The 13,616-nt window shown below is 58.9% G+C and carries 12 protein-coding genes; 3 read left to right on the top strand and 9 right to left on the bottom strand.

The window, feature by feature from the left end; all coding sequences use genetic code 11:
* Positions 1-33: 33 nt before the first annotated feature.
* From ETC27_RS01130 to ETC27_RS01145, 4 genes are all read right to left on the bottom strand, one after another.
* Positions 34-582, bottom strand: a complete 549-nt coding sequence (locus ETC27_RS01130; RefSeq protein WP_240724749.1) for a dihydrofolate reductase — start codon at positions 580-582, stop codon at positions 34-36.
* Positions 579-1,421: a thymidylate synthase gene (locus ETC27_RS01135; protein WP_276605681.1), complete on the bottom strand. Its 843-nt coding sequence runs from the start codon at positions 1,419-1,421 to the stop codon at positions 579-581. Before ETC27_RS01135 ends, ETC27_RS01130 begins: the two co-directional genes overlap by 4 nt.
* 111 nt (positions 1,422-1,532) lie before the next feature.
* Entirely contained in the window at positions 1,533-2,342 is an 810-nt protein-coding gene (gene lgt, locus ETC27_RS01140) for a prolipoprotein diacylglyceryl transferase (RefSeq protein ID WP_136253151.1), read from the bottom strand.
* 98 nt (positions 2,343-2,440) lie between these two features.
* Positions 2,441-3,874 carry a response regulator gene (locus ETC27_RS01145; RefSeq protein ID WP_240724750.1) on the bottom strand — a complete coding sequence of 478 codons (1,434 nt, stop codon included), beginning with the start codon at positions 3,872-3,874 and terminating at the stop codon, positions 2,441-2,443.
* Positions 3,875-4,146: 272 nt separating this feature from the next.
* On the opposite strand from ETC27_RS01145, the gene ETC27_RS01150 reads away from it, so the two are divergent.
* The gene (locus ETC27_RS01150; protein ID WP_136253152.1) at positions 4,147-4,944 is read left to right on the top strand and encodes an NRDE family protein; all 798 of its coding nucleotides are present in this window, start codon (positions 4,147-4,149) and stop codon (positions 4,942-4,944) included.
* Between the two features lie 84 nt (positions 4,945-5,028).
* On the opposite strand, the gene ptsP is transcribed toward ETC27_RS01150, so the two are convergent.
* A complete protein-coding gene (ptsP, locus tag ETC27_RS01155; protein WP_136253153.1) occupies positions 5,029-7,290 on the bottom strand; it encodes a phosphoenolpyruvate--protein phosphotransferase in 2,262 nt (753 codons plus the stop codon).
* 67 nt (positions 7,291-7,357) lie between these two features.
* Positions 7,358-7,849 (bottom strand): RNA pyrophosphohydrolase, encoded by a 492-nt coding sequence (locus tag ETC27_RS01160; RefSeq protein ID WP_136253154.1) that lies wholly within the window; start codon positions 7,847-7,849, stop codon positions 7,358-7,360.
* 210 nt (positions 7,850-8,059) lie between these two features.
* Here ETC27_RS01160 and ETC27_RS01165 point away from each other — a divergent pair, with 210 nt between their 5' ends.
* Both ETC27_RS01165 and ETC27_RS01170 read left to right on the top strand, forming a co-directional pair.
* A complete protein-coding gene (locus tag ETC27_RS01165; protein ID WP_136253155.1) occupies positions 8,060-8,713 on the top strand; it encodes a histidinol-phosphatase in 654 nt (217 codons plus the stop codon).
* 448 nt (positions 8,714-9,161) lie between these two features.
* Positions 9,162-10,556 carry an FAD-dependent oxidoreductase gene (locus ETC27_RS01170; protein ID WP_136253156.1) on the top strand — a complete coding sequence of 465 codons (1,395 nt, stop codon included), beginning with the start codon at positions 9,162-9,164 and terminating at the stop codon, positions 10,554-10,556.
* Positions 10,557-10,682: 126 nt separating this feature from the next.
* On the opposite strand, the gene rsd is transcribed toward ETC27_RS01170, so the two are convergent.
* The 3 genes from rsd to gshA form a co-directional block, all read right to left on the bottom strand.
* Positions 10,683-11,189 carry a sigma D regulator gene (gene rsd / locus ETC27_RS01175; RefSeq protein ID WP_136253157.1) on the bottom strand — a complete coding sequence of 169 codons (507 nt, stop codon included), beginning with the start codon at positions 11,187-11,189 and terminating at the stop codon, positions 10,683-10,685.
* 139 nt (positions 11,190-11,328) lie between these two features.
* Positions 11,329-11,859, bottom strand: a complete 531-nt coding sequence (locus tag ETC27_RS01180; protein ID WP_136253158.1) for a disulfide bond formation protein B — start codon at positions 11,857-11,859, stop codon at positions 11,329-11,331.
* Positions 11,860-11,929: 70 nt separating this feature from the next.
* Positions 11,930-13,546, bottom strand: a complete 1,617-nt coding sequence (gshA, locus tag ETC27_RS01185) for a glutamate--cysteine ligase (protein ID WP_439331780.1) — start codon at positions 13,544-13,546, stop codon at positions 11,930-11,932.
* Positions 13,547-13,616 lie beyond the last annotated feature (70 nt).

Below are 13,616 nucleotides of genomic sequence, written 5' to 3' on the forward strand. Positions count from 1 at the left end.
TCTTTCGACAACCGCTAGCGCTGATCAACGACGCTAGATACGCTGATACTGACAGAAGGCATAAGCCGGCTGCCCCTCTGCTGGCTCACCGTCAACGACCTGCTCTTGGCGCCAAGATGCCTTTTCGAGCTCGGGAAAGAAGGCGTCACCCTCAAGGGTGATATCGACTTCGGTAAGATAGAGTCGACTGGCATAAGGCAAGGCCTGAGCATAGATCTGAGCACCGCCCATCACCATGATTTCCTCGACGCCATCGATGATCGCCTGCTGGTCTGCGAGGTCAAGCGCACTGACCAGATCATGACAGACACTCACCCCCGGATGCTCGAAGTCAGGGTCGCGGGTGACGACGATATTGCGTCGTCCAGGCAATGGGCGGCCGATCGATTCGAAGGTCTTGCGACCCATGACAAGCGGCTTGCCCTGCGTCATGACTTTGAAAAACTTGAGATCTTCGGGAAGATACCAGGGCAGCTGATTATCTACCCCGATCACCCGATTACGCGACATGGCAGCAATCATCGCCACCGGCACGACGGTTTCGAAGGTTTCCAGGGCGTCATTCATAGGGGTCTCACTCATACCGCCACCTTGGCCTTGATAGGAGGATGTGCCTCGTAGCCGTCGATGCGAATGTCATCGAAACGGAAAGCGAACAAGTCGTCGATGTCCGGGTTCAGCCACAGCGAAGGAGTGGCCAGCGGCGTACGGGAGAGCTGCAACTCTGCCTGTTCCAGATGATTCGTGTAGAGATGGGCATCCCCCAGGGTATGAATGAACTCCCCCGGCGCAAGGCCGCAGACCTGCGCGATCATCTGGGTCAGCAGTGCGTAGCTGGCTATGTTGAAGGGCACGCCCAGGAAAATATCGGCACTGCGCTGATAGAGCTGGCAGGACAAACGGCCATCGTTGACATAAAACTGGAATAGCGCATGACATGGCGGCAGCGCCATCTCATCGACCAGAGCCGGGTTCCAGGCAGAAACGATCAGACGACGCGAATTTGGGTTGTGCTTGATCTGTTCGATCACTTTGGCGATCTGGTCGACATGCCCACCGCCGGGATGCGGCCAGCTACGCCATTGATACCCGTATACCGGCCCCAGATCGCCGTTTTCATCGGCCCATTCGTCCCAAATCCGCACACCGTGCTCTTTCAGGTAAGCGATATTGGTATCGCCGGCCAAGAACCACAGCAACTCATGAATGATCGAGCGCAGGTGCAGCTTCTTGGTGGTCAGCAACGGAAAGCCACGGGCAAGATCGAAGCGCATCTGGTGGCCAAACACACTCTGGGTGCCAACACCTGTGCGGTCATGTTTCAACGCGCCATGCTCAAGCACATGGCGCATCAGGTCGAGATAGGGTTGCTCGAGCGCCATAGCGGCACCAGAGGCTGTCTCATGCGGGTCGTCGGACATCAGGGTATCGCCGAAGGTTGTGGCAAAAAGGCGTAGTGTACTGAGTCAGCGAATCGGCGGCCAATGCTTCAGGAAAACCTCTTGATGTTGAAGGTGCCGCCCCACCACGGATCAGGCACTCGCCGGACCGGAGCTGCGCATATCGTCTACCCCGCGATGGCGAGACCAGAGCATCAGCAGTAGGCCACCAAGGATCATCGGCAGTGACAGCAGCATGCCCATGGTCAGCCAGTTCCAGGCGATAAAGCCAAGCTGCGGGTCCGGCAACCGAACGAACTCGACCAGAAAGCGGAAACTGCCGTAACACGTGAGAAAAAGCCCTGACACCAGGCCGCGGCGTCGCGGCGTCGCGGAAACCCACCAGAGAATCACGAAGAGCACCACGCCTTCGAGCAACGCCTCGTAAAGCGAAGAGGGATGACGGGGGGCAGGCCCCATGCCCGGAAACGGCATGCCCCAGGGCAGGTCAGTCACCCGACCGGGGAGCTCGGCATTGATAAAGTTACCCATGCGCCCTGCCCCCAGGCCGATAGGAACCAGCGGTGCCACGAAATCCGTCAGCTGCAAGAAGGCCAAGCGATGCTTACGCGCAAACAACAGGGCAGCCACCAGCACGCCAATCAAGCCACCGTGAAAGCTCATGCCGCCATCCCAGACCTGAAACAGCCATAGCGGGTCCGCAAGCAAGCGCTCGAGCCCATAAAAAAGGGCATAACCCAGCCTGCCACCGACAATGACACCGACAGCGGCATAAAAAATCAGGTCCCCCACATCATCACCGGCAAGCCCAACCCGGCTGGCACGACGCCGGCCCAGCCACCAGGCAGCGATGAAACCAATCACGTACATCAAGCCATACCAATGCACCTTGAAGGGGCCTAGGGCAATGGCCACCGGGTCGATCGCGGGGTAATTCAGCATCTTGCATCCAAACGTAGAGAAGAAAAGAGTGAAGAAAAGAGCGAAGAAAGTCGTGACCACAAGAGAAACCGGTAAAGCGTTGATCGCAGGCGCCGGCCTCAATCAGAGGGCATCTCGAACCCCGGCAGCCAACGCCTGACCATCTTGACCAGGGCCTGCGGCCGATAAGGTTTGGCCAGATGATCGTCCATACCCGCCGCCTTGAAATTGTCGCGGTCGGCTTCGCTTGCATTGGCGGTCAAGGCGATCAGCACGCTGCGCTCGTCCCTGCCGTTTTCAGCTTCGAGGGCTCGCCAGCGACGACTGGTCTCCAGACCATCAAGCGTCGGCATGTAAATATCCATGAATACCAGGTCATAGAGCCGGTCTGCCATCAGCGACAGCGCCTGCTCGCCGCTCTCGGCCACATCGACATTAAACCCTTCGGACTCAAGGACATTACGCGCCAGCATGCTATTCACCGGCCCATCGTCGACCACCAAGACGCTAGGCCAGTACGGCGCATTGGCAGGCTGAGTAGCAGTATCGGATTTGCCTAGCAGCTCGGGCGTCGGCTCAGAAAGGTTGGTGACCAGGGCGGCAATATCGGCCAACCGCTCGCGCAGGCGTTCCTGCCCGGGACTATCCTGCCCGGGGCTACCCTGCCTGGGGCTATCCTGCCCAGAGGGGGTGCCATTATCGGTAAAGTAATCGCGGAGTTCTTCCACAACAGGTTCGAGCTCGCGCTGCAACAACCGCATGTAAGTGGACTTGAGCCGCGAGTCCTCGCGTGCGCGATCACGCGCCTGGACTAACTGGCCAGAATAATCCGGGGCATTCTCCTGCGTGTCGAGGATACCCAGCTCATGATCGTGACGGTCGCGCAACGACAACATACGCAAGCCGTGCCAGCCTCCCTGACTATCATGCAACCTTACCCTGGTCCATTCGGCACCAGGCTCTTCGCAGCGAAGCATGCACTGAGTACCCAACCCCTTGAGATCCGCCTTGGTGCAGCCCATCAGTTTCTCAAAGGCCGTGTTGGCATCGACCAACACATCATTTCGCATGATGAAGGCTGGCATTGGCAAGCCGACCAACATCTGCTCGAGCTGAGGGCGTTCGGTCAGTCGGCTCAATAGCGTATCGAGGCTGTCGAGCAGGGTTTCCAGTCGCGTTACTGGGCTTCCCGTCTGGGCACGGCCGAGTTGAACGCGCTTCGGCTTTAACCAACTGGGCAGTTCTTTTTGAACTTCGCGCAGCAGCCTTTCGAGACGTTCGTAGGGGACGCCGAGATGGGTTTCCCAGCGCTGAAGACGATGTCGAACCATGACCAGAAAAATGCTGACAATCAATCCTGTACCGACAAGCATCACCAGCATCAGCAAGGCCAACGCAAGAGACGCACTCTGCGCTGAAAGCGATGCCCGCCAGATCATGATCCAGGCGACACCACACAATGTGACCAGACACGCTTCAGCCAACAACAGTGGCCACAACACCGGCCAGATCAGTCGTTGCCATAGGCTATCCGGGCGGGTTTCCACTCGCATTGACTGCCTTTTGGTTCATCGATCGAAGATAGATAGGAGTGTACGTGGACGCGTTAACCCTGTCATGAAACCGACGGACTTTGTAGGCAATCGCCTACATACAAAATGCGTCCCTCCATCACTGGCACCCCCTCATGCTCATCATACCCACCTTAATTAACTAGCCATGATCAAGCTTAGACTTCAGACAGCAACCATGCCGTAAAAAACACTGATATCGCCACACGATCACCGAGCTTTGCGACTTTATCACTGCGGGGTACAGTAGCCCCATGTGCCTGATCACTTTTGACTACCGCCCCGACAGCCCGGTCTGGTTGCGCCTGCTTGCCAACCGGGATGAGTTCTTTGCGCGCCCTACTGCATCCCTGGAGGCATGGACCGAAGACCCAGATATCATCGGCGGTCGCGACCTGGTTGCCGGCGGCAGCTGGCTTGCACTGCACCGCCGGGGGCGGTTTGCCGCGATCACCAATGTCCGCGATACGGCACTGGTTTCTCCACCCGATGGCCCCAGCCGCGGCCACTTGGTGCCCAAGGCGCTCAACGCCGATGACTTGCCCGCCTGGCTCGAAGACCTGGTTAGCGGGGAAGCATGGAGCTACGCGGGGTTTAACTTGCTCGTTGGCGATCGCGCGGGATTGTGGCATCTGCATCGCGGCCGCGATGCCCTCAAGCTCCACCGCCTACCCGCCGGTCTTTACGGGCTCTCCAATGCAGACCTGGACACACCCTGGCCCAAGCTCAAGCTGGCACGACAGGGGCTTGCAGAGAGCCTCAGTACCAGCACCTGGCCACAAAGCGCACTTAGGGTGATGCATCAGCAGTGGCTCGATATTAATGATCAGGCACTGCCGGACACCGGTGTCGGCCTAGCGGTGGAGCGCCAGCTGGCGCCCCCCTTCATCACGGGCGAGACCTATGGCACCCGCGCGACCACCTGGCTGGAATGGTGCCAGAACGGCCATCTGGCGCTCAGCGAGCGTCGCTTTGGCCCAAGCGCGCACCCGCTCGGCGAGACACATCTCTCGCTATCGCAAGAATCCTGGTACACGCCGCATCAAGCGTGAGCGCTTGGCGCTGCTCAGGTGCCCAGTCTCTGCAAGAGCTCGGGCTCTGCCTTGTTCCTGTTATCACCTCGTTTCTGCCATCACCTAGTCTGTGGGTGGTAGCAGGTGGGCCAGCTGCCACTCAGTCAAGCGGGCAACGAGATGGGCACGCACCTTCGTGGGTGTATCCAGCGACAGCGTTTCCTTGACCAGTTCCTGGGCTGCCGGCAACGACACCCGCCGAATGGCGGCTCGCACACGCGGCAAGCTCGGGGCGTTCATCGATAGCGTATCGAACCCCATGCCCATCAGTAGCAAAGCACCGGCCGGATCCCCCGCGAGTTCACCGCATACCGACGTCGGCACGCTAAGCGCAGAGGTTTCTTCGGCAAGGCGCGCAAGCGCGGACAAGACGCCTGGATGGCAGGGATTGTACAGCTCGGCCACTCGCGGGTTGTTGCGGTCTACTGCCAACAGGTACTGCGTCAGGTCATTGCTGCCCACCGAGAAGAAATCCACGCGCTCGGCCAGGGCCCCAAGCTGGAAAAGCGTCGCCGGCACTTCGATCATCACGCCGATGCGAGGACGCCCGACCTCAAACCCTTCTTCTGCGAGCTCGGCCTGCGCACGGTCGATCAATCGCAAGGCGCTATCGACTTCTTCCACGTTGGTGATCATCGGCAGCAGTATCTGCAGATTATCAAGGCCATGAGAGGCACGCAGCATGGCGCGCAACTGCACCATCAGCACCTCAGGGTGATCCAACGTCACGCGGATACCGCGCCAACCGAGGAAAGGGTTGGCTTCCTCAATAGGGAAATAGGGCAGATCCTTATCACCGCCGATATCGAGGGTGCGCATCACCACCGGCAGCGGCGCAAAGCTTTCTAGCTGATCGCGATAGAGGCGCGTCTGTTCCTGCTCGCCGGGGAACCGCTCGGTGATCATGAAGGGCACTTCGGTACGATATAGCCCCACCCCGCTGACACGCGTCTTGAGTGACGCCACCGCATCCACGGCAAGCCCCGTATTGACCATCAACGGCATGACATGGCCATCCGGCGTCTCGCTGGGCAGATCCTGCTCGTGCTCGAGCACTTCGGACAGTGCATCTTCCTCGGCAATCAGGCTCTGGTAGTGCTGACCAAGTTCCTCTGTGGGGCGCACAAACAGGCGCCCACGATGTCCATCAAGGATTACTCTAGCGCCGTTTAGACGCGTTAATGGCAAATCGACCATGCCCAGTACTGTCGGCACTCCCATCGCGCGCGCCAGGATGGCCACATGCGATGTACTGGAGCCACGAATCGACACCAAACCGGCAAGTTTGCCGCGAGGTACCTCTCCGAGGGTGGCCACGCTAATTTCGTCACCGACCAGGATGGTACGATCAGGATAGGTCGTGGGAGTTTCAGCGCTTTCCTCCTGAAGGTGCGCCAGTACGCGGCGCCCCAGGTCACGCACATCGGCGGCACGCTCGCGCAGGTAATTGTCATCAACCCGCTCCAGGTACTGCACGTGGCGGCGCACCACATCGGCTAGCGCCCCGGGCGCCCATTGCCCTTCGCGGATGCGCTTTTCGACCTCCTGACCAAGAGCCGCCTCGCTCAACATCTGCTGATAAACCTCGAACAGCGCCAGCTCCTGTGCACTGATGCGGCTAGCAAGCCGCTCGCCGGTCGATCTAAGTTCATCGCGAACCTTGAGAATCGCCTCTTTCAGCCTGGCGATTTCAAAGTCGATATCGGTGGGAATCAGGTCGGGCACGCTGTCCAGATCAGCGGGAGGAGCAATCACCACGGCATCGCCGATCACCATGCCGGGCGATGCGGCCACCCCGATGAAAACGGCCTGACCATCCGCGCTAACAGGCCGCGTCAAGGCTCCGGTGGCCAATGCATGCGCCAGCACGCCGCCGAGCTGGGCGGCCATCGTCACCAGAAACGCTTCATCACCCTCGTCATAGCGTCGCTTGTCCTGCTGCTGCACGACCAAGACGCCCAGCATGCGTCGCTGATGGATGATCGGTACGCCAAGGAAACTCGAGAACCGCTCTTCGCCGGTTTCCTCGAAGTAGCGAAAATGCGGGTGTGCCGGGGCATCTTCGAGATTAAGGGGCTCCTCGCGCTGACCCACAAGACCCACCAGGCCTTCGCCAAGGGGCAATCTGACATGCTTCACGGCCCGCGCGTAGAGACCGATGGTTTCCATCAGCACCAAGCGCTCAAGCTCTACGTCGTAAAGATAAAAGGAGCAGACATCAGTACGCATGGCCTTGCGGATGCGACGAACCATGGTCGAGAGCGCGGCATCCAGATTGCGCGCCTCGTTGACCTCCTGGACGATACGACGTAACACGTCGAGCATGAGCGTTCTTCTTGTCATTGTCGGTTGAAATATCGACCGGCTTGAATGTACACGCCGACTCGGGAGCTCAGTCCCCTCCCAGGGCCAGTCGCTGCGCTCGCGGGGCCAACTCGCGCAACGCGCGGCGATAGACTTCCCGCTTGAAGGGCACCACCTGCCCCAGAGGATACCAATAACTGACCCAGCGCCAGCCATCAAACTCAGGCTTGGGCGTGGTATCCATGCAGACCCGACTGTCGGTACAGCGAATCCTCAGCAAAAACCATTTCTGTTTCTGGCCGATGCATATCGGCCGTGAATGGGTTCGTATCATGCGTCGTGGCAGACGGTAGCGCAGCCACCCTCGGGTACAGGCGAGCAGTTCGACGTCGGCCTCGGTGAGGCCTATTTCCTCTTCCAACTCCCGGTACAGGGCCTGTTGCGGTGTCTCGTTGGCCTGGATGCCTCCCTGGGGAAACTGCCACGCATTCTGTCCTACCCGACGCGCCCAAAGCAGCTGGCCCGCGTGGTTGGCAATGATGATGCCAACATTGGGGCGGAAGCCGTCAGCGTCGATCACGGACATCACCTTATGAATCCAATATTAAAGCCATTCTTCCACAAAGCTGGAAAGGGCATCAATACACTTCACAGTAGCCGCTCGCGGCGGTGTTCAACGCCTAACCACTCTGCAATAATTCGCCCCTTATTCATCCGCCTACCGGCGACAGATGCATCCCCACTCAACGCGCAGCCTGTCGTCCGCCGCAAACACAAGAAGGAGTGTGCCTTGAGCCTGGCCATCTTCGATCTCGACAACACCCTGATCGGCATCGACAGCGATCATGCGTGGGGAGAGTTTCTGCTCGAACAGGGCGCAGTCGACCCGATTGCCTATCGAGAGGCCAATGAGCGCTTCATGCGCGACTATGAGAACGGCACACTCGACATGCACGCCTTCCTCGAAGTCGCTCTCAAGCCATTGGCAGAGAACACCCCCGAACAGTTGGCCGCCTGGCACCAGCAGTTCATGGCCTCAAAGATCGAGCCCGCCATCCTGGCCCGTGGTGAAGAGTTGGTAGCACGCCATCGCACCCGCGGCGACACCCTGATGATCATCACGGCCACCAATCGCTTTATCACCGGGCCCATCGCCGAGCGACTGGGTATCGACCACCTGATTGCGGTCGAGCCAGAAATTCACAATGGACGCTATACCGGCCAAGTGACCGGCACCCCAAGCTATAAAGAAGGCAAGGTCACGCGTCTCGAGCAATGGCTAGAGGCACGTGGAATGACGCTGGATGGCGCCTGGTTCTATAGCGACTCTCACAATGACCTCCCTTTGCTGGAGCAGGTCGATCATCCCGTCGCGGTGGATCCAGATCCTACCCTGCGCCAGCATGCGCTGGACAACGGCTGGCGCGTCATCAGCCTGCGCTGAAGGCCTGGGCGAGTAGCGCCTCACCACAGGGTGAGGCTAGCAGAGAGGGCTAAGCCCCTTATTGGCCCTCCGCCCCCACCTGTTGCCCTCCTTTCCAAGCCTCATTCGCTCTCTGCGGCGTTGGCCATGCATGACGTTTCGGTGATTCATGGCTATGATAAATATTATCCATTGATGCAACGCAGCATGTTCAAGGCACGACAGAAAAAACATAACCCCATGTTTTTTATTGATAAAATCGCATTCCACATACCCAAGGTATTCCTTATAGGGTTCCTCTTCAGCATAAAGTCGAGCTTTGGGATGGATTTTATTTGTCGGCGAAGTCGCTATAATGCTTTCCATGCTTCACGTCGACCCTGCCGGCGGCAGCGCCTCGCCAGCAGGTTCAGGGCCTCCGAAACTTTCTCGGAGGGTATGTCCCGCCAAAAGACAAGCGAGAGACCCCATGACTACCCCGACCTACGATGTGCTGATTGTCGGAGGCGGCGTTTCTGGCACCGCCCTGCTGTATGAACTGGCCCGTTACACTGACCTCAAGGCTATCGGTCTGGTCGAGAAGTACGATCATGTGGCGATCGTCAACTCTCACGGTCGCAACAATAGCCAGACGATCCACTGCGGCGATATCGAGACCAACTACACGCTCGAAAAAGCCAAGGTCACCAAACGCACCGCCGGCATGGTGATTAACTTTTCTACCAAGTTGACCCCGGCCAAGCGCGACAAGGTGGTTTATAAGTACCCCAAGATGGTACTTGGCGTTGGCGAACGTGAGGTCGACTTCCTGCGCAATCGATTTACGCGGTTTTCAGAACTGTTTCCCAACATGAAACTGCTTGAGCGTGATGATATCGCCGAGCTCGAGCCTAAGCTTGTCGAGGGACGTCGCCCGGAAGAACCTATCGTTGCCATGGGCTCAACCGGGGAGTACACCGCGGTCAACTACACGACCCTCTCGGAAGCCTTTGTCGAGGAAGGCCAGAAAGCGGCCGACGAGAAGGGCATGGACTACGATGTGCATCTGTCTACCGCCGTCAAAAAGATCCATCAGGAAGGCGACCTGTTCAAGGTCGAGACACCGAACAAGGGCACCCTGACCGCGCGCTACGTAGTGGTCAGCGCCGGCGGCCACTCATTGCTCTTCGCTCACCAAATGGGCTATGGCCTCGACAAATCCTGCTTGCCGATGGCCGGTTCCTTCTACTTCACACCGAAGGTGCTCAACGGCAAGGTCTATACTGTCCAGAATGAGAACCTGCCGTTCGCCGCCGTCCACGGCGACCCGGACGTGCTGGTCGAGGACAAGACCCGCTTTGGCCCCACGGCCCTGATGCTGCCGCTGCTCGAACGCTACAACGGCAAGACCTTCATCGAGTTCCTGAAGGTGCTGCGCCTGGATCAAAACGTGGTCAAGGCACTCTGGGACCTGCTCAAAGTGCGCGACATCCGCCACTACATCTTCAAGAACTTCATGTTCGAGGTGCCGTGGTTGCGAGAGCGCCTGTTCCTCAAGGACGTCAAGAAGATCGTGCCGAGCCTGTCCGTCAGTGACGTCAGCTTCGCCAAGGGCTTCGGCGGCGTTCGCCCGCAGCTGATCGACAAGGACAAGAAGAAGCTGGTCATGGGTGAGGCCAAGATCAACCCGGGCACGGGTATCGTCTTCAATATGACGCCCTCTCCCGGCGGCACCAGTTGCCTTGGCAATGCCGAGAAGGACATGTTCCTGGCGCAGCAGTTCCTTGGTTTCAACATCGATACCGAGGCGTTCGAGCAAGACCTGCTGACCGGCGAGGTACCGCTGACCGACCTGGAGCGCCCCGAGGCCTCCTCACTGATGTGATGCCGCATTCCCTATCACATCCCTGAACGCAAAACGCCCCGGCCATGCCGGGGCGTTTTGGTTGGTAATGGTGAGACACGGTTCGAGGCGATTACTTGTCTTCAAGGCGTGATCAATACCACAGCCTCAGGTACTGGTCATGCCGATCGCTTTCTGGGCCCCTGGCGGCGGGGAATGGGCAGCATGCAAGCGCCCGATTAACTGATCTTCGAGATCAAAACGCGTTTCCAGGCCACGTGCCAGACGATCAAGCCAGGCCGGCAAGCGACTGAGATAGAACTCGCAGCGGCTGGGAGTCGCGTAGTCGGCATCGAAGGAAAGTACCAATTCGGTGGACATTTCCAGACGCTCGAGCAACTGATCGGCAATGGTCAGCGCTCCATCGTCACTAAAGGCCTTGGCCTCTTCACGCAACTGGGGATAGATCTCGAAATGACCGGCGCTGATATAATCCATCAATAGCTCACTGAAACTATCTATCTGAGCCTTGTCGACTGACTCAAGAGCTTCGTCGCAGTCTTTCCTGAGTGCGACGAAACTATTGAGCATTACCTGGCGTTCTCCAAGCCAGCGATCGATCAGCCGGTGAACACCGCCCCAGCGTTCCAATGCGCTTTTACAATCTTCAAGCATGGTGCCCTCCCAAGCCTCGGCTCTAAGCCCTCACGTGGACTTCCGTTGAGAGCAAGATTCCGCTTCCAGGGGGGGCCTGTCAATGCCAAGATCGTGATCCCCTTGATCCAGGACAACCCTGATTCAACGAAGGGAGGCTTCAGGCAGGTGCCTGGCCGCGACGATCACGCAGAGCCGCAAACAGCATGCCGAGTGGGACCAGCGCCAGTACCATAAAGCCAATCAGCGTCCAGCCCGGCAGCGACAGGCCCAACAGCCGACCGCCCACTTCTGCGCATTCACCTGACCCCATCAGGACCGTGTTCAGCACCTCCCTGAGCGGCAGGATCTCCAGCATGTAATCGAGCCCGGGACCGCAGCTGGGCACTTCGCTTGGCGGCAGCGACTGAAGCCACAGATGCCGCCAGGCAAGCCCCACGCCAGCCCCTACCGTCACCAGCCCCAGGACCCCATAGACGGCACCTACCGATCCTCGCGGGCCGTGTAACGCCGCCAGACCCAGCACCAAGGCAGTGGCCAGCACCGCCACTCGCTGAAAGATGCATAACGGACAGGGTTCGAGACCCATGACGTGTTCCAGAAACAGGGCCACGCCCATCATCAACACACAGAAACCAAGCCCCAGCAGGGCCCAGCGGCGCGGTGTCCACGCCTGGACAGATTGCATCATGCAGGAAACATCCTTGGAAAGAATCAGAGGGCATGGACCTCGCCCAATTGAGCGAGGCCCGAAAAGGCATTTAGGTTTCGCTTAGCGGACGAGGTTCCTGAGCACGTGCAAAGTACTGCATCAGAAAATCGCCGAAGATTTCCACGTCAGCGGCCTCAATCTCACCCTGCTGCTGCAGGGAGGTTTCACGAAGCTCCTCAAGTAGGGCCTCGCGGGCGCGGTCCATGGGCTTGGCGCGCCAGGCTTCTGCCTGCTCCCTTGCCAGTGCAAGCGTTGCCTCGACAAAGTCCTCATCGTTTTCCTTGAGCCGAGCCGTCAGTTGGCCGGAAGGTGTCAGACCCGGATCATCGAGGCGTGGCGCCAGATCACTGAGCGCCTGCTTGTGAGCCTCTCCGCCTTCAATGATATCCAACAGTTCAGCCACGCTTGAGAGTTCTGAAAAGATCACATGACCGCGTTCGGACAGGCGCTGCGCCTTGCCATCGACCGTCAGATGCAGATCGGGGTCTCGGCCACGCTCGACGACAAGCCGACGGTTATCGTCGAGCCGGTCGCACTCCTCATCGGAAATCCAGGGGCTGTCGGCCAGCAGACACCACATCAGGAAGGTATCCAGGAAACGCATCTGGGTTTCGTCGATCCCGAGCCCCAGGAAGGGATTGAGATCGAGACAGCGCACCTCAATGTATTCGACGCCACGCGCCTCGAGGGCCTGGGTCGGCGTCTCGTCATGGCGCGCCACCCGCTTGGGGCGAATATCGCTGTAATACTCGTTCTCGATCTGCAGGATATTGGCATTGAGCTGTTGCCATTCGCCACCCACCCTGACGCCCTTCTCTTCATAGGCCGGCCAAGGGGTAGAGATAGCGTGCCGCAGAGTGCCCACATAGTTGGACAGGGAGTTGAAGCAGATCTTGAGCTGCTCCTGCACCTTGTTCTGATAACCCAGATCCGACATGCGAAGCGTGGTCGCATAGTCGGACAACAGCGTATGTCGGCCATGCTGATGGAGTTTTTCAGGTACTGACTTGCCCTCCAGGAAGCTCTCGTCGATGGCGGGTGATGCACCGAATAGATACATCAGCAGCCAGCTATTGCGACGAAAATGCCGAATCAGGCCGAAATAGCGCAGGGAACGATAATCTCCCTCGATATCGTGTCCCGCTTGACGATCGATCTCCTTGAGCAGCGGCCAGAGATTTTCCGGCAACGAGACGTTGTAATGCAGCCCGGCAATGGCCTGCATGATGCGCCCGTAACGAACGTCCAATCCCTTGCGGTAGACATGCTTCATGGTGCCGACGTTGGAATCACCGTAATCGGCGATCGTCACGCTGTCATTGCCTTCGAGCTTGGTCGGCATGCTGGCCGGCCAGATCAGCTCATCGCCCAGATAGCGATAACTGTAGCGATGAAGGTCACCAAGAAACGCCAGCGCATCCGAGGGTCGGCAGTAGACCGGCGTGATGTACTCGAGCAGCGCCTCGGAGTAATCGGTGGTGATATACGGATGCGTCAGCTTCGATCCCAGATGCCGCGGATGTGGTGTCGCGGCGATCATACCGTGGGGATCGGCGCGCAGGCCTTCCTTCTCGATCCCCCGGCGCAGTCGGCCGATCAGCCCCTGGCGGGCCGGCCCCTTGAGACGGGAGAGGACGTTGGCGAGTTGCTCGGACAAGGTGAACACCCCATGTCGTGGAAGGGTGGGGCCGCGCCCCTCTCTTCGCTCTTGAAAACGGAGCGAACGCCAAACGCTG

Origin of the sequence: Onishia niordana (assembly GCF_004798965.1) — a bacterium.
GTDB classification, from domain to species: domain Bacteria; phylum Pseudomonadota; class Gammaproteobacteria; order Pseudomonadales; family Halomonadaceae; genus Onishia; species Onishia niordana.

Coding starts and splice junctions, on each gene's coding strand:
- ETC27_RS01150 (WP_136253152.1), top strand. CDS start 4,147: ATGTGCCTGATCACTTTTGACTACCGCCCCGACAGCCCGGTCTGGTTG.
- ptsP (WP_136253153.1), bottom strand. CDS start 7,290: ATGCTCGACGTGTTACGTCGTATCGTCCAGGAGGTCAACGAGGCGCGC.
- rsd (WP_136253157.1), bottom strand. CDS start 11,189: ATGCTTGAAGATTGTAAAAGCGCATTGGAACGCTGGGGCGGTGTTCAC.
- ETC27_RS01145 (WP_240724750.1), bottom strand. CDS start 3,874: ATGCGAGTGGAAACCCGCCCGGATAGCCTATGGCAACGACTGATCTGG.
- ETC27_RS01170 (WP_136253156.1), top strand. CDS start 9,162: ATGACTACCCCGACCTACGATGTGCTGATTGTCGGAGGCGGCGTTTCT.
- ETC27_RS01135 (WP_276605681.1), bottom strand. CDS start 1,421: ATGTCCGACGACCCGCATGAGACAGCCTCTGGTGCCGCTATGGCGCTC.
- ETC27_RS01130 (WP_240724749.1), bottom strand. CDS start 582: ATGAGTGAGACCCCTATGAATGACGCCCTGGAAACCTTCGAAACCGTC.
- lgt (WP_136253151.1), bottom strand. CDS start 2,342: ATGCTGAATTACCCCGCGATCGACCCGGTGGCCATTGCCCTAGGCCCC.
- ETC27_RS01180 (WP_136253158.1), bottom strand. CDS start 11,859: ATGATGCAATCTGTCCAGGCGTGGACACCGCGCCGCTGGGCCCTGCTG.